Here is a 19121-nt window from a genome sequence, read left to right as displayed (position 1 = left end):
CATGCCGAAATAAATTTCAAAGGTTTGCCCTTGGGAGGTTATTCCCCGTCAAAAAACGGCACCGAGGGAAACAGCGCTGGATCGGTATGGGGGATGAAGCGGGAGCCGGAAAAACGCAACATGAATTCCTGGTTGACGTTCAATTCGATGTAGGTGATTTTTCTGACCAGCTCCAGGCTCCGCTCCCGTGCCTGACTTTCGAGGAGTATCCGCTGGGCGCCGACCAGGGAGCTGTTGCCCACGGGCTCATAGATGGTAAGGGGCAGGTCGGGCAGCATCCCCAAAACAATGGCCTGCCTGGGCGAGATATGCCGGCCGAAGGCCCCGGCCACATAGATGCGATGCAGATCAGCAAAGGCGACCCCCACCTGGTTGGTCAGGGTGGTGAGGATGGCGTACATGGCGGCCTTGGAGCGCATGAGCGCGTCAAGATCCACCTGGCCTAGAACCACGGGCCGGCCATCCGCCGAATCTTCGCCCGCAACCACCACGAACTGGTAGCCCTCGTTTCCCTGGATCAGCCGCTCTCCGGCAGCCTGGGGCCGGAACTTGCCCCGGATATCGATCTGCCGGGTCAGATACAACTCCGCCACCAGATCGATGAGCCCGGAGCCGCAGAGCCCCTTGGGCTTGGTGTTGCCGATGGTTTCATAACGGATCTCCCCGCTGGCCGGATCGATCTGCACATGCTCGATGGCGCCGGGCCCTGCCCGCATGCCCATCCGGGCCACGCCGCCCTCCAGGGCCGGACCTGCCGCCCCGGCGCAGGCGATGAGCCATTCCCGGTTGCCGACAATCACCTCGGCATTGGTGCCCACGTCAATGAGCATGCAGGTCTCCGGTTGTTGGTCAAGGCCGCTGGCCAGAACGCCGGAGATGAGATCCCCGCCGAAATAGCTGCCCACGCTGGGCAGAAGCCAGACCACCGCGGCCGGGTGGATGGCCAGTTTCAGTTCTCCGGCCAGACAGGGGTCCGGGGCGTTGACCATGGGAATGTAAGGCTCGCGGCAGAGATGGTAGGGATTGATATTGAGGAAAAAATGAACCATACTGGTGTTGCCGGACACCGAAAGCGCCCGGATCTCAGCCACAGCCAAACCGGCAACCCTGGCCAACTCCGCGGCCAGCTCATTGACCGAGGCTATTATCGTCCGGTGCAGCTCTGTCAGCCCCTCGCTTTTGGCGGCATGATGGATTCGGGTGAGGATATCGGCGCCGAAGCGAATCTGGCCGTTTTCCAGGTCGGCTCGGGCCAGGACTGCACCGGTGGCCAGGTCAAGCAGGGTGGCTTCGAGATGGGTGGTTCCCAGGTCAAGGGCCATTCCGGCTACAACCGGGGGCGGTTGGGGGAGAAAATCGACCAGAACCGGGAGGCCCGACATCTCATTGACAATGGCAACGCCCGCAAAGCCTGCGGCGCGGAACCGCTCGGCCACCTTGCTCAGACGATGATACGGCACCACCACCATAGCCCCGGCCAGTTGCGGGGCAAGAGCCTTTTTCAACCGGTCGATGTCGCCGGTGTTGTCGCCAAGACTGGGAGGGGGCACGGCAACCGCAATGGCGCGCACCAAGGGGGTCAGCATAATCGGACAACTCCGAGAAGATTCTTCATAACCAACAACTGCATCCTGCCCGATATACTATGCCGCCGGTCGGGAAAAGTCCCTAAAAAAATGTGCCTCCCCCGCTCTGACAGCGACGAACTTGACGTTCAGGATGGGCAATGGTAAAGAGCCATAAAGGCGTTACGCCGTAACAAGGAATACTCAAAGAAACATGCCCGTATTGCTCTACACCTATATCGCCACCGAGATTCTGGCCCCGTTCTTTGCCAGCTTTCTCATCATCAACGCCATCCTCTTTCTGGGCAGGCTTGTCCCTCTGCTCAACGTGATCTTCGATTTCGGCGTCGGCACCGGTGATTTTCTCCGCCTCTGCGCCTACATGCTGCCCAAGCTGATGATGTTTTCCATCCCCATGGCCAGTATGACCGCAGTCATCGTCGCCGTTACCCGAATGGTGAACGACAACGAGATCATGGCCCTGAAGGCCACCGGCATCGGCCTGGTCCGCCTGCTGCCGCCGGTGATCGTCATCGCCCTGTCCACTTCCCTGCTCACCTATTTTTCCGCAGTCACCATGATTCCCCAGGGCACCCTGGCCATGAAATCGCTTTTTTTGCAGATGGCCCAGGAAAAAATCGACAAGGGTATCCAGGCCGGGCAGTTCAGCGAAGGGCTTGCCAATGTTGTGCTGTATATCGACGCGGTGGATGAACACACCCGGCAATGGCAGGGGGTGTATGTCTCCGACATGCGGCACGGCGACACGCCCCTTACCATCGTCGCCAAAACGGGCAGCCTTACCGCCCAGCCGGAAAACATGCTGATCAGCCTCACCCTGACGGACGGCACCCTGCACCGCGCCAGCGAAAATATCACCCAGACCATCCGCTTTGACCGCTACCAGGTCAACCTGCCCATCAAGACCCCCGCGGAAATCGCCGGCACCTCCGTTACCGAGGCCGGGAAAAACGGCCTGAGCCAGAAGCAGTTGCTGGAACAGGTGGCAATCCATGGCCCCAAAAGCCCCACCGGACTCACTATGCTCATCGAGTACCATACCCGCATGGCCCTGCCGGTGGGCGGCTTCATCCTGACCATCCTGGGGTTGCCCCTGGCCATGCTGGCCCGGCCTGGCCGCAGGCCGCTGGGCGTGCCGCTCGGCCTGCTTCTTTTTGTTCTTTACTACATCCTGTTCACCGCAGGTCGAACCAGTGCTGAAAACGGCCATCTGCCGGTGGCAATCGGTATCTGGCTCTCCAATATCCTGATCGCTCTTTTCACCATCATGCTCACCCGGCAGGTGGCAAAGGAAACCACCCCGCGCTTCCTTGCCCGCTTGAGCGGACCGGCCCTGGCCCTGATGGCCAGACTGCCAAAAATAAAAACCGGAGAAAAACGGCTATGAAGCTGCTGGACCGCTACCTCATGGCCCAGTTCGCCAAAAACCTGGCCCTGGTCATCTGCTCCCTGATCGCCATCTATCTGTTGGTTGATTTTTTTGAACGGGTGGACAACTTCCTGGAAGCAAAAAAAACCATCGGCTTGGCGATCAAATACCTGCTGCTCAAGCTGCCCTTCATGTATGTCCAGCTGATCCCGGTCTGTATCCTGCTGGCCGGGGTCATCACCCTGGGTATCCTCAACCAGCATTTTGAATTCATGGCCCTTATGGCCAGCGGGATCAGCGTGCTCCGCATCATCCGTCCCCTGCTGATCGCGGCAGCCCTTTTCACCCTGCTCACCGTGGTCATCGGCCAATGGGTGCTGCCCGCCACCACGGCGGCGACCAACCGGATCTGGTACGAGGAGGTCAACCGTCAGATTCCCAAGGGCATCATCCGGGACGGCCGCACCTATTTTCGGGGCACGCAGGGAATCTTCTCCTTTGTCCGCCCCAATCCCGGGAAAAACGAGTTCCTTAATTTCTCCTTTGCCGCCTTTGACGCCGAGCACGGCTTAACAACCTTGCTCACCGCCGAAAGCGCCACCTGGACAAAGGGAATCTGGCTGCTCAAAAACGGCCAACAGAAACAACGCACCGACAATGGCACCTTTTCCGTAACGCTTTTCCCGACCCTCGCCCCTGCTTTTACCGAAGCACCGGAAGAATTCTTTGTCCCCCCCTACAAAATCGAAGAAATCTCCTACAGCAAACTCCTGCGGCAGGCCATGGCCGGCAAGGTTTCCCACCAGGAATCGCTGGTGGAATTCCACCGCCGTTTATCCTACGCCTTTCTGGGCATTCCCCTGCTCCTCCTGGGCATTCCGGTGCTGCTCGCCGTGCATAAAAACAAGGGCCGCGATCTTGCCCTCGCCATCCCGGTAAGCTGCGGCCTGGCCTTTGCCGCCTGGGGCGGATGGAGCGCCACCCAGTCCCTGGCCAAAACCGCCATCCTGCCGCCCGGCATCGCCTCCTGGTCCATCCATCTTCTGACCATAGGTCTTGGCTGTTTCCTCCTGAAAAAATACAACCAGTAACACCCTGAACATGGCCCTCGATCCCGCACCCCCAGCCGCCACAATCAGTCGCTTCCGCAAGATCGGCATCATCGGCGTTCCGCCCCTGGATGTGATCCGGGCTGCCAACGAACACGGCTTGATCATCCATGACCTGGACGAGCCCCTGGTCCGGGAGGATCTCGAGACAGCCAGCCCCTACCTGCCCCGGGTCTACTGCGCCATCCTCCGCACCGCCGTGGTCAATGCCCTCCACCTGGAGTTGGACGCCATCTATGCTGATACCGGCCCGGGCAAATGCGACTGCGCCCTGCATACGGCCACGATCCTGGCCGAGGCCCTGCCCATTCCGGTGATTTGCACCAAGAACACCGATACCGCAGCCTTTGGCACCCCACTCTGTCAGGCCCGGTTGCCCCTCATCGACCGGATGCTGGCCATCACCGCCGGGGTCAAATCCGCGGCAAGCTACAACAATCCACCGGTGCCCTGTACGCCGAGCGCAGGTTTCTGGGGGGTGCCGCCCAGAGATTTCTCCATCCTCGGGCTGTTCCCGGACACCACCCATATTTACGGCTGGGCCCGCTGCATGGAAAACAAAACCCCGGCCGATCACGGTCTGGAGGCCCAGTTCAACCCCGAGGTACCCACGGTTTTCTTTGCCCAGTCCTTTTGCGCGAAAACCGCGCTGGCCCGTTATCTGGCGAAAAAACATCCCCACGCCCTGTATCTGGACGTGGATGTGCACACCACCAGCAGCGCCCGCGCCAAAGTCCAAGCCTTTCTCGAACTTTCCGGGGTCCGGCCATGATCCTGGGCGACTTCGGCACCTCCTACTGCAAATTTCTCGATCTCGACGCGCCTGGGGGGGGGCCGACCATCATCGCCACCAAGGAGCTGCCCCGGGACATCCGGGTGGATCTCGCCACCGGCCACAACGGCAAACGCTTCGCCAACCGCTACGTCAACGAGCTCATTGCCCTGGCCCGAGGCGGCGAGGCCCTGATCCAAGAAGACGAGTATGTGCTGCTCGACTGCGGCAGCCGGGACATCAAGTTCATCAAATACCAAAACGGCAAGCTGGCGGACATGGGCTGGAATGCGGAATGCGGGGCGTCGATGGGCTTCACCATCGAGCTGCTGGAGCGGTATTACGAGTTGGACTATGCCCATCTGCGGGTGCCGGAGCAGACCTTTTCCGTGACCTGCGGGGTCTTGGGGATGAGCGACATCTTCGACGCGGTGATCTCCGGGGTGGAGGTGGCCGAGGCGGTGGCCCGCTTTGTCAAGGGGATTGCCATCAACGCCTACCGCTTTGCCGGTTCACCTGCCAGGCTCTACCTCTCCGGCGGGCTGTGCGACAACCCCCTGTTCGTGGGCAGCTTCCCCTGCCAGGTAACGCCGCTGGGCCGCTTCGTTCTGCTGCGCGGCCTTGAGAGCGAAGCACGCCACCCACACCTCCCGACCGTTTTGTAGGGTGCGACCAATGCCTTCCCCAACCACAGAGCGGCCAAACTGCCTGGCCTGCCTCCATTTCTACATCACCCACCAACCACAGCATCCCTACGGCTGCCGAGCCCTGGGCTTCAAATCCCTCCAGTACCCGGCCGTGGTGGTCTTTGCCAGCTCCGGCATCCATTGCCAGCTTTTTAGCGCCAAGAAACCCTCGGCCTGATACCAGTTCTAAATCAAGCGGTAAACAATACAGATCGTCCGGTGGAAAAAACTCCCCTCCCTTGACGGGAGGGGCTAGGGGTGGGTGAAGCTGCAATCTGCTGATGTCCTGGCTAGTTCCCCCTCTCCCTGACCCTCCCACGCCAGGGGGGAGGGAATGAAACCGCTCAAACAGTCGGAGTCTTCGCTTACCTCCCGCGTCTTTTTCCGCCCCCGCCTGCGAGGCGCAGCAGGACAAATGGGGGGGGGAAAGAGAATTCCCATTGGCACGCAGCCGAGCACCGGAGAGGCTGCCGAAAAGGGGATTTGCACTGTTTGAGCGCAGCGAGTTTGCAAAGCCCCGGCAGCATCGAGGAGCACAGGGTATCCCGCCTTCGGCGGGACAAGGGACACGGGGGCCTTTTCTTTTGGTTCGTTTTCTTTGGGCAAGCAAAGAAAATGAACAGAAGGATAAAGTTATTCCTCTGGCTGCTGGGAGTGGTTGGTAATCAGATATTTTTTACGAATCAACCGAAGTCAAAACCACCGTCTGCCGGGGCTGACTGGCGCTGAACACCGTTTCCACCCCTTCAAGAAGCCCCAAAGCCGTAAGCCGCTTGACGTTCCCGTTGCCCTTCCCCCGATAGATGGATTCGTCCGCCTTGGCGAGACACAAACGGTGGAGCTGTTGGGCCGGACGGGCGGCAAGCAAGGCACGGACCCGGTTGAAAAAAAGCCGGGAAAGCACCAACTCACCAAAGGCCGGATGGTACGGCCCGGCCAGCATGGTTTCTTCCAGCGAGGGAGAAGGTTGCAACCCCATGCGCACCACGGGAATCTCCTGCGCCTTGAAAAGGCGCCAGAGCCGCCCAGCCAACGCCACAGCCCGAGGCAGGCTCAGAGGCTGATACTCCCCCTGCCGGTACAGCTCCGCCAGGGGACTGCCGGAAATAACCAGACAGGGGTAGAGCCGAACCAGATCCGGGCCAAGCGCTGCCGCCCGGCGACCGCTGGCCAAGGCCGTAATCGTGCTGTCTCCAGGCAGGCCGAGCATGAGCTGGAGCCCCACCTGCATCCCCGCCTCTTTCAGGCAGGCAACCGCCGTCCCCACCTGGGCTGCGGTATGCCCCCGGCCGCTGGCCGCAAGCACCCCATCATCCAGCGACTGGGCACCCAACTCCACGATCCCCACCCCATGCTCCCGCAAAAATCCGGCGATCTCCGGGGTCACGTAATCCGGGCGGGTGGAAAGCCTCAGCTCCTGCACCTGGCCTGAATCCAGAAAAGGCTGCGCCGCACCCAGCAATTCCTCCTGCCGCTCCAAGGGAAGGCCGGTGAAGCTGCCTCCGTAAAAAGCCACCTGCACCGGCGCGTCCGAATGCCTGCGCGGCCAGGCCAACTGGGCACGGATGGTTTCCGCCACCTCGCGGGCACCGACCATGCCCTCGGCAGCGCCGGTGATACTGCGCTGGTTGCAAAACAGGCATTGATGGGGACAGCCCTGATGGGCGATGAAGATGGGGATGATAAAGGGGGAAAGCATGGGGTTAGAAGAGAGGCGCTCTGACACAACGGCTCACTGGCCGCCCTGCGCAGGCCCGGCGAGATTCTTGAGTGCCATGGCGGCGGCCTCCTGCTCCGCTTCTTTTTTGCTGCGGGCGCTGCCCTGGCCGAGGGTTTCCTCGCGGAAGCGGACCGAGATATGGAAGATCTTGTTATGATCCGGCCCTTCGTCCCCCTCCAGCACATAGCGGGGGCCTTCGTTAAACCGCTCCTGCAACAGCTCCTGGAGCGAACTCTTGGCGTCGGCCAGAAACATGGTCTGCTGGCGGTCTTCAAACCAGGGGATAAAATGGCGTTCGACAAATTCGGTGGCCGCCGGATACCCGCCATCGAGGAAAATGGCTCCAGCCACCGCCTCGAAGGCACAGGAGAGGATGGATGCCTTTTCCCGGCCGAGATTGGTATCCTCGCCCTTGCCCAACAACAGATAGTTGCCCAGCTCAAGATCACGCGCCATCCGGGCCAGATGCCGCTCATTGACCAGGGCCGCCCGCAGCCGGGTGAGATCGCCCTCCCGCATCTCCGGGAAATGGCGAAAAAGCGCATAGCCCACGGTGAGATCGAGCACTGCGTCGCCCAAAAACTCCAGGGTTTCGTTGTTCTTCTGCGTCTGCCTGCCCTGTTCAAAGGCATGGGAGCTGTGGATCATGGCCTTTTGCAGATGGGCGCGGTCCCGGAAATGGTAGCCGAGCTTTTCCTCAAGAAGGGACAGGTCTGGTTGCGGTGTTTGGGCAAGGGTATCGGTAGTCACGGTCAGGGTATGGGTAAGGGGTAATCTGCGAGGGCGTCACCCCTCTTGCCGAGGACACACCATACCCCAGCCGGTAAAAAAGGGCAACGGATCACCCGGCCCGGCGCAGGGCTTTACGCCCTTTTCCCTTGCCTGCCGCAGACCCGCGCGCCGTGCACATTTTCCCTTGTCAAAAAAACGATCTGCGTTTAAGATTGCCCCCACCAAAAAGGCGGCGTAGCCAAGTGGTAAGGCAGTGGTCTGCAAAACCATTATTCAGCGGTTCAAATCCGCTCGCCGCCTCCAGTGAAAATCAGAAAGGGTCAGCCGAATGCGGCTGACCCTTTTTTTTGTGCGGAAATCGACACAGTGTTTGCCCGCCGACTTTCTCCTTGCCTTTCCACATCCTGCCACATAGAATCACCATATATTGAAACCACCGAAAAAATTGGGCTCCGTCCCCATTTTGCGCGCAAAGAGATGATAAATGATTAAATTCATCAAGCAATGGTATCATGGCAAAGAATACAATATATCGACACCTGATTTGCCTATTTTCCCTGGCATTAGATATAAACGCCATTGGTCATCACAATTACTGCATGCGGGAGTTGCATTTTATTTAAAAGAATGGAAGTGGCTATGGGGCATCATTATTTCCATTGCCGGACTCATTATCGCCTTTGCCAAACTTTCTTAATACAAGGTCCCCAAAAAACAGATGAATTCGGGGACGTCCATTGCAGGAAATGGGGACGGAGCCCGGTTTCTTGAAAGTGGGTTGATGGGGAAAATCAAAATATCGGGCTCCGTCCCCATTTTGCGCATCGGGTTTAAAGAAATTAGGGACATCCCCCATTTCATGCTCCCGATACAAACAGAACCTTACAGTCTGTGTACTTCGCTCACCCTCCCACCTCCTTGTTGTTTTTCCCCCGTGGCCATAGGGTCCGCCCGCGTCCCTTCGCGGACTTAAAGCTGCCGTAAGACAAAGCATACTGCCGGGTGAACTCCGCGCCCAGAAAAAAAATCTGTGCTGAGTAATACACCCAAAGCAGCAAGGCGATCAACGATCCGGCCGCGCCAAAGCTGGAAGCCACGCCGCTCTTTCCCAGATACAGGCCGATCGCATATTTGCCGAGATCGAACAATCCGGCCGTAACCACGGCGCCGAACCAGACATCGCGCCAGGAAAGCGGCGCCTCGGGCAACATCTTGTAAATCACCGCGAACAGACAGGCGGTGATACTCAAGGAAAGAAGCGAGGAGAAAACAACAAGGGCAGAGCTGCTCCATATCCCGCCCACGGAGCGGGCAAACATGGCAAACGCCGCGCCGCAGACCAGGGAAACCAGCAACAGAAAGGCAAGAACCAGCACCAGCGCAAAGGCGAGGAATCTTGCCCGCAGCAGGCTGAGGATAGGGGAATGCCGATGCGGCGAGACCCCCCATATTTCATCCAAACTCTCTTTCAACTCGACAAAGACGCTGGTGGCGCCGATCAGCAGCAAAATACCGGCAACAATGGTTGCGACCCGTCCGGAAACGGGATTTTGGGCGGCGGCCAGCAAGGCCTTGATCGCCTGGGCGCCATTGGGTCCGACCGTTGTCCGGAGATGAAAGATAATTTCGTCCTGGGCCGCTTCAGCGCCAAAAAAATATCCGGCCCCCGCAATGGCCAGCAACAGGATGGGGGTCGTGGCGAACAGGGTGTAAAAGGCCAGAGCCGCGCCCTTGCTGGCGCCGCGATGATTGAACCATGCCTTTAATGATGCGAGTAGAATCCTCTTCATGCTCCTCCTGGTACCCGGAGGGATGGTGAGCGTCTCCCGGTGGCGTCCATTCTAAAATAACCGTTGGAAAATTCATAGATTTTCCAACGGTTCGGCTGATTTTAAGCAATTTTATTTATGGTTACCAAGCAATCTCCGTGGCCAGAGGAATATGCTTTATCCTTCTGTTCATTTCTTTGCTTGCCCAAAGAAACGAACCAAAGAAAGGGCCCCCTGTGTCCCTTGTCCCGCCGAAGGCGGGATGCCCTGTGCTCCTCAAGGCTGCCGGGGCTTTGCAAACTCGGCTGCGCCTCAAACAGTGCAAATCCCTTTTTCGGCAACCTCTCCGGTGCTCGGCGGCGGGCCAATGGGATTTTAACCGCTATAAGAGCAAAAGAATAAACTGAGATTACTTGATAACCAAAAATAAAAATGCTCGAATGGCCGTACTTGCGGTATGATACCCATCCTCAAATCCAGCCTTGCGATGCATGCTTCCCCTACGGCAAGGCCTTACGCTTACCCCTCAACGGACACGAAAATGAGCGACAGCAATATCATCGAACTGACCCCTTTCCGCGCCGATCTGGCCCGCGCCCTGACCCGCCGGGGCGAACGGCTTCTGGCCGCCACCGACCTGGCCGAAGAGGTCGCGGCCCTGGAACCTCTCGAAGCGTATTACATTGTCCGGGAGATCGGGCTGGATCAAGCCCTGCCCATCCTCCGGGAGCTGAGCCACGAACAGCTGCAGGCCTGTCTCGATCTGGATTGCTGGAACCGCTACGATTTCGCCGTGGACAGTCTTGATGAATGGCTGGCTCCCTTTGCCTCCATCGATGCGGAAACCCTGGCCCAGACCTTTTTCTCCCTGGATTATGTGCTCCAGCTCCTCTTCCTGACCCAGACCGTCACGGTGTACGATCCGGATACGGATCAGGTGCCGCCGGAGGACGAGACGCGCGAGACCACGGCCCGAGCCATGACCCCGGACGGCTTCTACCTCCTGGAGCTGAAGATGCCCGACCTGGCCCTCAAGGTCCATCCCTTTGCCCTGCTGGACGCCATGTACCAATACGACCCTACTGCGACGCACCGGTTGCTGAGCGAGGTCCGGGTGGATCTGCCCACCCAGATCGAGGAGGAAGCCCTGCGCTTCCGCAGCGGCCGCATGGAGGATCTGGGCTTTGCCACCCCGGCCGAGGCAATCGCGCTTTTTTCCAAACCGCCCAGCCGCCAGCCTTTGCCCAGGCCCCAGGAGCCGCTGGACAGCGCCGTCACCCGGTTGCCCTCGGTCTATGCCGCGCCCCTGCTCGAAACCACCCTGTTGCAGCAGGCCCTCTCCCTGGTTTCTGACCAAAACAGCCTCTCCCGCCTGGAGCAGGAGCTGGTTTGGGCCATCAACAGTGCGATCATGGCCTACGGGGAAAAACCGCAGGATATCGAACACATCACCGCCCTGGTCACCCGGGTGCGGGATACCATCTCGCTGGGCCTGGAATCCCTGTTGGCCAAGCAGGAACCACCCTGCTTGCCGGACCAGGCCGGAGCCGCAGCCAAGGCGGCCGAACTGCTGGAGATCTGGTGCATGACCGATCTGTTCCGACACGGCTATGGTGCGACCACGATTTTGCAGGAGGAGGTGCGACAGGCCATGGCCGAGCCCAGCTTCGCTGACTGGTACAACCTCTCGGATACGGAGCAATCGGATGAACCGGCAGATAGGCTGGAGCGCGCCTTTGTCGCCACCCTGCTGCAACGTCAGCCCCTGCGCGGCGGCTTTGATCCGGGCAACGCCGAGACGGTCCGAGCCTTTGCCAGCCTTGCCGAGGTCGCGGCGGCCCAGGTCCGGCTGAAACGGTTGGTTTCCCATTTCAGCGGGCAGTAATAATCCGCCCAGTTGAAAGTTTCATAATATACCGGTGCTTCGACGGGCTCAGCACGGACGGAATATTCATATGTTACGATAAGATCCGTTCGCCCTGAGCCTATCGAAGGGTGTTGTTACGGACCATCCAAAATGCCCCCCAGATAACCCCTCCTACAATCCTGAACGGGAGGGTTTCGCCAGCAACTCCGTCAATGCCTGGGCAATCTCCCGGCAAAAACTCCCCAGCGCCTCATTCAGGGCGCCAACCTGCCCTTCCTGATCCCGGCTGGTCGCAGGAGCAGAATGGCTGCTCCGTCTTTCCGGCAGCACGATTACGCCGTCCTTTCCCTTGAGCGACCAGAGGGCCACCAGCCGGGCTGCCCCGTCGCTCTCGTTTTCAAAATGGAGCACCTCAACCAGGAGCTGGTAATCCACGGTTCTGGAAGCAGGCCAGGGGTGGAGCAGAATGCGGTCGGTACCCAGCCGCGCCGAGAGGTTTTCTCCCACCACTCGGGAGATGTTTTCGCCGAGCGGCTCGGCCCACCGATGGCTGTCGGCCAGTTGCAGCCGATTTGGCGTCATCCTGGTGACCAACTGGGGCCGGTCGAGATATTCCGGCAGCCGCACCGGGCCGATGCCGAGCACCATTTTGCCCGCTTCACCATTGACCGGCGCTGTGCGGGCCACTTCCAAGGAGGAAAGCTGATAATAACTGACCGGCGTTGTGCGGGCGCAACCTGCCAGCAGCAGGGCGCATCCCAACACAACCCACCAACCCCCCTTCCACTTACCAGGCATGTTTTTCATTTTCCTTCCCCTTCGATCCGTTTTCCCTGCACAACAGCCTCCGGTTGTTGCTCCAAAGTCTCTGCCAAAAGCCTCAGGGCACGGGCGGCACGGCTGATTTCCTGAAACGCCGTGTTGATCTGTTGCACGGTCGGCGACTCTTCCCCGGCGAGCCTCTGCAACACTTGCGCTGTCTTGGCCAGTTCCTCGCTGGCTTTGCCCAGACTGACAACCACCGGGGCTCCGGCCTCGGCCACCCCGCCGATCTTGACCATCGCCGTCTGTACCGCCTCAAGCGCCATGCGCATCTCGGTAAGCACGGCAGCGCCATCCCGGTCGAGTTTGGCGCTTAAGGATTGCAGGTGGACAAGCGTCGCCTCCAGCCGCACCGGAATCCTCTTGGTTTCCTCCGAGGAGAGGATGGCGTTGAGCGATTGGCTAATCCCGGCAAGATCGGTGAGGAAGGTATCCATGGGAAACCCCTCCAACTTGGAGGCAAGCTCTTCCGTCGTCGTCGGGATGGTGGGGATTTCGCTCACCTCTGGATCGCGGGCGATGAAACGAGCCGGTTTGTCGGGATGAAAATCCAGATCGATGTACAGCTGGCCGGTGAGCAGGCTCTGCATCTTGAGTCGGCCGCGCAACCCCCGCTCCACCAGCTGCCGGATGGTTTTCCGGTCCCGCAGATCGACCTGTTCCCCACGGGGAGACTGGACCATGTTGGGTTCGACCTCGATGGTGACCGGCACCATGAAACGGTGGTTTTCGGCATCAAGCCCGAGCTGGATGCGCTTGACCGTGCCCACCTTGACTCCGAGAAAAACCACCGGCGCCCCTACTTGCAACCCCTGGGCTGCTCCTTCAAAATAGAGGACATGCTGGCGTCGTTCCTGAAACCACTGCCCCCCGGCAAGGAGCAGGACGGTCACCGCCCCGAGGATAATGGCGCCAAGAACAAAGGCCCCGATAAGCGTGGGATTAGCCTGTCTGCTCATGCCGCCCCCCTGATAACTGCCCGGCCGCACCGCATCTGCTTCGGAGTCTCGCAGGCTCGCTTACCTGTCATCGGCCTGCTCATGTGCAATAGCACACTTCGCAGACCTCTTCCTCGCATCTGCGGCACGTCTGAACAGTTATATCCCATATTTCCCCGCAAATCGCTCATGCCGCCCCCCTGGTGAGAAAATGGCGCACCTTTGCGTCGCCGGAGGCAACCGCCTCCTTGGGATTGCCGGTGTTGATCATGGTGTGGGTCTCGGTGTCCAGAAAAACCGAATTGGTGCCGATGCCGAGGATGCTGGCCAGCTCATGGGTTATCACCACGATGGTCGTCTCCAGGCTGTCGCGCAGCTCGAGAATCAGATCGTCAAGACGCCTAGCCGTAAGGGGATCGAGGCCGGAAGAGGGTTCGTCGATCACCAGGATATCCGGGTCAAGGGCCATGGCCCTGGCCAGACCCGCCCGTTTTTTCATGCCGCCGCTCAGCTCGGCCGGATAAAACTCCTCAAAACCGGCCAACCCCACCAGGGCCAGCTTGAAAGAAACGATCTCGGCCAGATGGCGCGGCGAAAGAGCAGTGTACTCCTTGAGCGGCAAGGCGACGTTTTCCGCCAGGGTCAGCGAACTCCACAGAGCACCGCCCTGAAACATGATGCCGAGCCGCCGCTTGAGCCGCTCCTGTTGCTGAGGCTCCACGTGCCAGAAGTCCTCGCCGCCGTAAAACACCGTGCCCTTGGCCGGGCGTTGCAGGCCGATCAGGGCCCGCATCAGGGTCGTCTTGCCGCAGCCGTTGCCGCCCATGATGACAAAGATATCCCCCTTGTTGACCACGAAATTGAGGTCGCGCTGGATGACGAACTCGCCATAGGCCATGGTCAGGTCGCGGATCTCGATCTGGGGCGCGGTATCCATGGCTTAACGCCTTGCAATTCTTATTGTTGCGAAAAGACGCCCCTCCCCTTGCGGGAGGGGTTGGGGGTGGGGGAAGCTGCAACATACTGAGATAATGGCAACCTCCCCCCCTCCCTGGCCCTCCCCCGCAAGGGGGGAGGGGATTATTATCCGTTGAATCAATTGCTGCATGGCACTAAATCCCCAAACGATAGTAGATGATGGTCATCAGCGAAGCCGAAATGGTGATCAGCAGGATGCCGGTCACCACCGCCGAGGTTGCCGCCTCGCCGACCGACTCGGCACTTCTACCGCACTGCATCCCGCGCAGACAACCGGCATAGGCGACCATGGCCCCGTAGACGCTACCCTTGGAAAGTCCCACCAGAAAATGCTTCAGCTCCAAGGCGCGCAGGGTTTCGGTGTAGTACTCGAACATGCCGATGTCAAAGATGGTGGCCGAGACCAGCATTCCGGCCAGCATCCCGACAAAACCGGCGTACAGGGTAAGAAGCGGCACCATCAGCATCAGGGCCAGCATCCGGGGCAGAACCAGAAAATCCACCGGCGAGATGCCCAGGGTCTTGAAGGCGTCGAGTTCCTCGTTGACCTGCATGGTGCCGAGCTGGGCCGCAAACGCCGCGCCGGTGCGGCCGGCGATGATTATCCCGGTCATAAGCGCCCCCACCTCGCGCACCATGCCGATGGCCACCAGATCGGCGATGAAGATCTGCGCGCCGACCAACCGGAGCTGATCTGCCCCCAGATAGGCAAGAATGAGCCCGACGAGAAAACTGATCACCGAAACGATGCCCAGAGCCCGGGGCCCGACCTCCTCGATCTCCCACCAGAGGTCGCTCAACCGAAAGCGGGCTCGCCCGCGGAACAACCGGCCAAAGGAGACCGTGATCTCCCCAAGGAAATGGAGCATCTCGGGGGCACCGCGAAAAAAGGCGACCGTTGCCGCGCCCACCTGAAAAAGCAGGCTCTGCTGAGTGCTGCTCCGCCGGGCCGCCTTCTGCTCGGGAACGGCGGCGGCCATGGCCAGGAGATGGCGGACACCCTTGGGCAATCCTTCTTGATCGACGCTGACCCCACGTTCAGCGCAGAGGGCGAACAAAGCCCGGAGAAAGGCGAGAAAACCGGTGTCCCAAGCGGAGAGTTGCGCGGTGTTGAAGGAGAGGCGAAGGGTCTCTCCCAAATCGGCCAGGATCACCCCGGCTGAGGGCAGATCCTGGTCCTGACGCCAGCGCCCACCACACGACACTTCCAGCAGATCGTCACCGATGCGGCGCGTATCGAGCTGCCATTTCTTTTCGTTGCTGTTATGGACCATGGCGCATGACCAGCTTATTCTTTCCCGATTTGGAGCTGAAGGGGAACACCTCTTCACGGGCTGTTGCTCGCTCCCTTCCCAGGCGCAACCACCGGGAATCTCACCGTGCAAACGATACCCTCATGAACATGATGGGGGTATCGTCCCGACACTGTCAATCGGAAAACATGGGAATTATTCCTCTGGGTGATGGCAGACAATGCGCTGTTCCGCCGACTTCCTGAGGCCATCCGTTGCCTTATCCTCCCCATTTTCAATAACGACGATTATTTCTTGTTCAGCATCTTCTTGGCCATGGCCAGGTTGTGATAGGCAATTACCCGGATATTCCCGACCTGCGGGTCGTTCGACCGCTTGTCCAACTCAGCCAGAAAACGCTCCAGCTCCGTTCGGGCCTTGGAGGTCTTTTTGTCGTTAAAGGGAATGGAGAGATCGATCCCCTTGACATCCCAGGCCGTTTTGGGGAGCACCGCAAAGGGTGCGATATCCTCCACCTTGCGATTGGGGGCCAGGGAGGGCTCCTCCCAGACAAGATCGCTGAAACGGAGGCCGTTTCGATCGGCGGTGATGGTGTAGCTCCCCGTAAACGGCTTGGTCACATCCTTTTCTTCGAAGTAGCTCCACTCCGATTTGCCCACCTGGGCATGGGAATCGTGGCAGCTGCCGCAGTTGCGCGGCTTACCCATGGCGTGGCTCAGCTTGTCCATCTGCACCCAGAGGATTGCCTTGTTCCCCGAAGGAAAATCGCTGCGGGTGCCGACCACGATGAAGGCGTCGTTCACGTCGGTGGCCTTACGCGCCACCTCGAAGGTGACCGGTTCGCCGATCTGCGGGTTGCCGGGGATATTCCGTTTGGGAATGGCGCGAAAGAGCAGCTTGGTTGGCCCCAGTTCTCTGGTCTGGTTCATGACCGCCATGGGGTATGGCTTGACCGGAATCCAGCGGCCCGAGGCGTTTTTGATGATGGCGGGCAGGTCGCGGGTGCCGTAGTATTCCTTGTGCTTGCCGTAGGGGGTCTCCACCCCGAAAACGTTCCCCTGACCCCAGAAGGTATACTGGTAGGCGCCGGAGACGGTGATATGGCAGGAAGTGCAGTCAACCTTGCCGTGGGGCGAGCTGTTCACCGCCTTGACGATTTCGCCGTGGCACTCAGCGCAGGAGTTGCGCGCATCATCGGCGGCGAGGTGGCCAAACTGGTGGTTGGCCGGCTTGTGGCAGTCGAGGCACTGGATTCCCGCCTTGACGTGGGCGCCCTGCGGGAGATTGGCGGGGAAGGAATACTCTCCCCGCACGTAACCGGCACCGCGCCGGCGGTCCATGGGCCCGGCATGGCAGATGCTCGCCCGGCCGCCGCCGTAACAGCTGGGGGTATCGGGCTTGCCAAAAGCATGACTCCCCTTGTTGGCCACCGGCTTGAAATGGCAGTCGTTGCATGAGGCATGGCACATGTTGCAGGAACGGTCGGAGGCCGCATTCTGTGCCTTGCCGTAGGGCACGGAGGTTCTAGCCTTGATAATTTCTTCGTTTTGGCCGAACCACATGCCGCAATTCTGCGGACCAGGCAGCTTTTCGCTCCAGTCGCGGTAAGCCCGCTGGTGTTTCAGCAGCCCCTTGGCCGAGCTGTTGTAATCCTTGACCTCTTTGGCATGGCAGCGGCCGCAGGTTTTCTCTGCCACCTGCGGGGCATAGGCCATGGTTTCCCGGTCACGGTCGTGCCACTCTATGCCGACGATCTTTTTGACTCCGGCCTGTTCCAGCTTGCCGGAGTCGCCGGCGGGGATCATGCTATTCATGCCGGTTCCCTTTGGCGTCAAAGGTTGCAGGGCGCCTGCCGCCTCACGGGAGAGCGCCTCGCCCTTCAGCTTCTTGCCCGCCCCCACCAGGAAAGGACGCAGCAGTCCTTGATGGGCCGCCTCCTTGTCTTGGGCCTTGGGGTCGCCCAGGTGGCAATCCACGCAGGTAGGCTTGCCCTGCATGTTGACCTCCTGGTCCACCCGGGCCGGGTCCAGGTACATCGACTCCGCCCCCAGCTCCTTCATCTTCCCCTGGTTGCCATGGCAGGCAACACAGCCAGACTCGGCGTCAAATCCCCGGGCAGTCCCGGCAGTCACCAGCAGCAATGCCACCACAATCACAGTTTTCATGGCTTTCTCCTTTGGCATATCGCGGATTCACCCGACCCGATCTCTGTCATTATATCACAACACAAACCGTGACGGGCCGGGCCGAAACGGCAAGGCTAAAAACAGATTAGCCAGCAGCACCCCGCAACGCATGGATGGCTACGCCACCCAGACAAAATGAGGCAGAAGCACCATGAAACGGGATATACGCCGCAAGAAAATGACCACCCCTGCTGGGGAATGACGGCCCATCACTGCTCGCCTTGGCAAACAAACCTGCTGTCGATCGCCGCATGCATCTGATATACTGTCTGCACGAATATTTTTTTTACCATCAGACAATGGACCCTTGCCATGTTTGTAAAATACACCTTCCCGGCCACCCTTGGCCTTACGGCTTTACTGTGCCTCGCGGCCTGTTCCCCCTTCGCCCACCTTACCGAGGTCAACAACACCCTCTGGGAAGCGCACGGCCCCAAGGCCGCGGACTGCGGCCAGTGCCATATCGAACAGTTCGGCGAATGGCGGGGATCGGCCCATGCCCAGGCCTTTATGAACCCCAGGTTCCAGGCGGTTGTGACCGACGGGGGTGACGAATCCTGTCTCGGCTGCCATGTGCCGGATACGGTCCGCACCAACGGCGAACCCCCTGCCCCTCGCCGCTACAATCGCGAAGACGGTGTTTCCTGCGCCGCCTGCCATCTGAACGAGGGAGCAATGACCGGCCCGGAACCGGCATCAGGGTTATTCACCCCGCACCCGATCGCGGTCCAGCCGGAATTCTTCCGCAACAGCGGACTCTGCGGTACCTGCCATACGGAGACCTTTAGCGACTGGCAGGCAAGCCGCCACGCCCAACCAGCCACGCCAACCTGCCAGGAATGCCACATGCCCCAAGTTGTCCGCACGGCCACCAAGGGCAGCAACCTCTTTTCCAAAGGGCTGGTCGCCTTTGAAAAGAGCCGCCCCACCCGGCGGCACACCTTCGGCCTGGCGCACCTTGCCGAGATGGACGGCGCGATGCGCATGGAATTGCTGGATTGGCAGCCCGCACCGCTCAACCTCCTGCAACTGTCCCTCACCAACACCCTGCCCCACACGCTGCCCACCGGCTCCTTCCGCTCCCGCCAGGTCCATCTGAGCGTACGCCTCTACAGCCCGGAGCACACCCTGCTGGCCGAGAACCTCGTCCCCTTGATCGGAGAAAATCTGGAGCCGCTCAAACCCGGAGAACAACGCCAGATTCTCATCCGTCTTGCCCCGGCAGATGACGCCCCGACCGGCAGCCTGCTCATCGTGGAGCTCCGGCTTGCCCCCCTCGGAAATCAGGGTGGGATGATCCTTGCCAGCCGAGAACTCCCGCTGCCTTAAGCACC

At 60.0% G+C, this 19121-nt stretch carries 17 protein-coding genes and 1 tRNA gene; 9 read left to right on the top strand and 9 right to left on the bottom strand.

All coding sequences use genetic code 11. The features are described 5' to 3' along the window. Positions 1-38: 38 nt before the first annotated feature. Positions 39-1586, bottom strand: a complete 1548-nt coding sequence (locus ACZ46D_RS02090) for an ASKHA domain-containing protein (RefSeq protein WP_464928386.1) — start codon at positions 1584-1586, stop codon at positions 39-41. Between the two features lie 193 nt (positions 1587-1779). On the opposite strand from ACZ46D_RS02090, the gene ACZ46D_RS02085 reads away from it, so the two are divergent. From ACZ46D_RS02085 to ACZ46D_RS02065, 5 genes are read left to right on the top strand one after another with little or no spacing between them, the layout of a single operon-like run. Further along, positions 1780-2973, top strand: coding sequence for an LptF/LptG family permease (locus tag ACZ46D_RS02085; protein ID WP_464928385.1), 1194 nt, complete (start codon positions 1780-1782; stop codon positions 2971-2973). Then, positions 2970-4046: an LptF/LptG family permease gene (locus tag ACZ46D_RS02080; RefSeq protein WP_464928384.1), complete on the top strand. Its 1077-nt coding sequence runs from the start codon at positions 2970-2972 to the stop codon at positions 4044-4046. The genes ACZ46D_RS02085 and ACZ46D_RS02080 overlap by 4 nt, the downstream gene beginning before the upstream one ends. 10 nt (positions 4047-4056) lie before the next feature. Next, positions 4057-4836, top strand: a complete 780-nt coding sequence (locus tag ACZ46D_RS02075) for a hypothetical protein (RefSeq protein ID WP_464928383.1) — start codon at positions 4057-4059, stop codon at positions 4834-4836. Continuing rightward, positions 4833-5501, top strand: coding sequence for an ATPase (locus ACZ46D_RS02070; protein WP_464928382.1), 669 nt, complete (start codon positions 4833-4835; stop codon positions 5499-5501). Before ACZ46D_RS02075 ends, ACZ46D_RS02070 begins: the two co-directional genes overlap by 4 nt. A gap of 10 nt (positions 5502-5511) precedes the next feature. After that, entirely contained in the window at positions 5512-5700 is a 189-nt protein-coding gene (locus ACZ46D_RS02065; RefSeq protein WP_464928381.1) for a uracil-DNA glycosylase, read from the top strand. A gap of 498 nt (positions 5701-6198) precedes the next feature. Here the strand turns inward: ACZ46D_RS02065 and ACZ46D_RS02060 are convergent, their stop codons facing one another. Continuing rightward, a complete protein-coding gene (locus ACZ46D_RS02060) occupies positions 6199-7248 on the bottom strand; it encodes an elongator complex protein 3 (RefSeq protein ID WP_464928380.1) in 1050 nt (349 codons plus the stop codon). A gap of 6 nt (positions 7249-7254) precedes the next feature. Next, complete coding sequence (gene rnc / locus ACZ46D_RS02055) at positions 7255-7992, bottom strand: ribonuclease III (RefSeq protein WP_464928379.1); 738 nt, start codon at positions 7990-7992, stop codon at positions 7255-7257. Positions 7993-8202: 210 nt separating this feature from the next. Here rnc and ACZ46D_RS02050 point away from each other — a divergent pair. Together ACZ46D_RS02050 and ACZ46D_RS02045 are read left to right on the top strand one after the other, a co-directional pair. Then, positions 8203-8277: transfer RNA gene (locus ACZ46D_RS02050), tRNA-Cys, on the top strand. A gap of 181 nt (positions 8278-8458) precedes the next feature. After that, positions 8459-8671, top strand: a complete 213-nt coding sequence (locus tag ACZ46D_RS02045; RefSeq protein WP_464928378.1) for a hypothetical protein — start codon at positions 8459-8461, stop codon at positions 8669-8671. A 205-nt stretch (positions 8672-8876) separates the two neighbouring features. Here the strand turns inward: ACZ46D_RS02045 and ACZ46D_RS02040 are convergent, their stop codons facing one another. Continuing rightward, a complete protein-coding gene (locus ACZ46D_RS02040) occupies positions 8877-9764 on the bottom strand; it encodes a YihY/virulence factor BrkB family protein (protein WP_464928377.1) in 888 nt (295 codons plus the stop codon). A 520-nt stretch (positions 9765-10284) separates the two neighbouring features. Here ACZ46D_RS02040 and ACZ46D_RS02035 point away from each other — a divergent pair. Next, positions 10285-11628 carry a DUF6178 family protein gene (locus ACZ46D_RS02035; protein WP_464928376.1) on the top strand — a complete coding sequence of 448 codons (1344 nt, stop codon included), beginning with the start codon at positions 10285-10287 and terminating at the stop codon, positions 11626-11628. A 153-nt stretch (positions 11629-11781) separates the two neighbouring features. On the opposite strand, the gene ACZ46D_RS02030 is transcribed toward ACZ46D_RS02035, so the two are convergent. From ACZ46D_RS02030 to ACZ46D_RS02010, 5 genes are all read right to left on the bottom strand, one after another. Further along, complete coding sequence (locus tag ACZ46D_RS02030; protein WP_464928375.1) at positions 11782-12417, bottom strand: PqiC family protein; 636 nt, start codon at positions 12415-12417, stop codon at positions 11782-11784. Then, the gene (locus ACZ46D_RS02025) at positions 12414-13391 is read right to left on the bottom strand and encodes an MlaD family protein (RefSeq protein ID WP_464928374.1); all 978 of its coding nucleotides are present in this window, start codon (positions 13389-13391) and stop codon (positions 12414-12416) included. The genes ACZ46D_RS02030 and ACZ46D_RS02025 overlap by 4 nt, the downstream gene beginning before the upstream one ends. A gap of 166 nt (positions 13392-13557) precedes the next feature. Continuing rightward, positions 13558-14307: an ABC transporter ATP-binding protein gene (locus ACZ46D_RS02020; RefSeq protein ID WP_464928373.1), complete on the bottom strand. Its 750-nt coding sequence runs from the start codon at positions 14305-14307 to the stop codon at positions 13558-13560. Positions 14308-14482: 175 nt separating this feature from the next. Then, the gene (locus ACZ46D_RS02015) at positions 14483-15622 is read right to left on the bottom strand and encodes an MlaE family ABC transporter permease (protein ID WP_464928372.1); all 1140 of its coding nucleotides are present in this window, start codon (positions 15620-15622) and stop codon (positions 14483-14485) included. A 266-nt stretch (positions 15623-15888) separates the two neighbouring features. Then, complete coding sequence (locus ACZ46D_RS02010) at positions 15889-17766, bottom strand: cytochrome c3 family protein (RefSeq protein ID WP_464928371.1); 1878 nt, start codon at positions 17764-17766, stop codon at positions 15889-15891. A 333-nt stretch (positions 17767-18099) separates the two neighbouring features. Between ACZ46D_RS02010 and ACZ46D_RS02005 the strand changes: the two genes are divergently transcribed. Then, complete coding sequence (locus ACZ46D_RS02005; RefSeq protein ID WP_464928370.1) at positions 18100-19116, top strand: multiheme c-type cytochrome; 1017 nt, start codon at positions 18100-18102, stop codon at positions 19114-19116. Positions 19117-19121 lie beyond the last annotated feature (5 nt).

Source organism: Thiovibrio sp. Mzg5, assembly GCF_055379285.1.
This window is presented reverse-complemented; position numbering and strand designations above follow the sequence as displayed.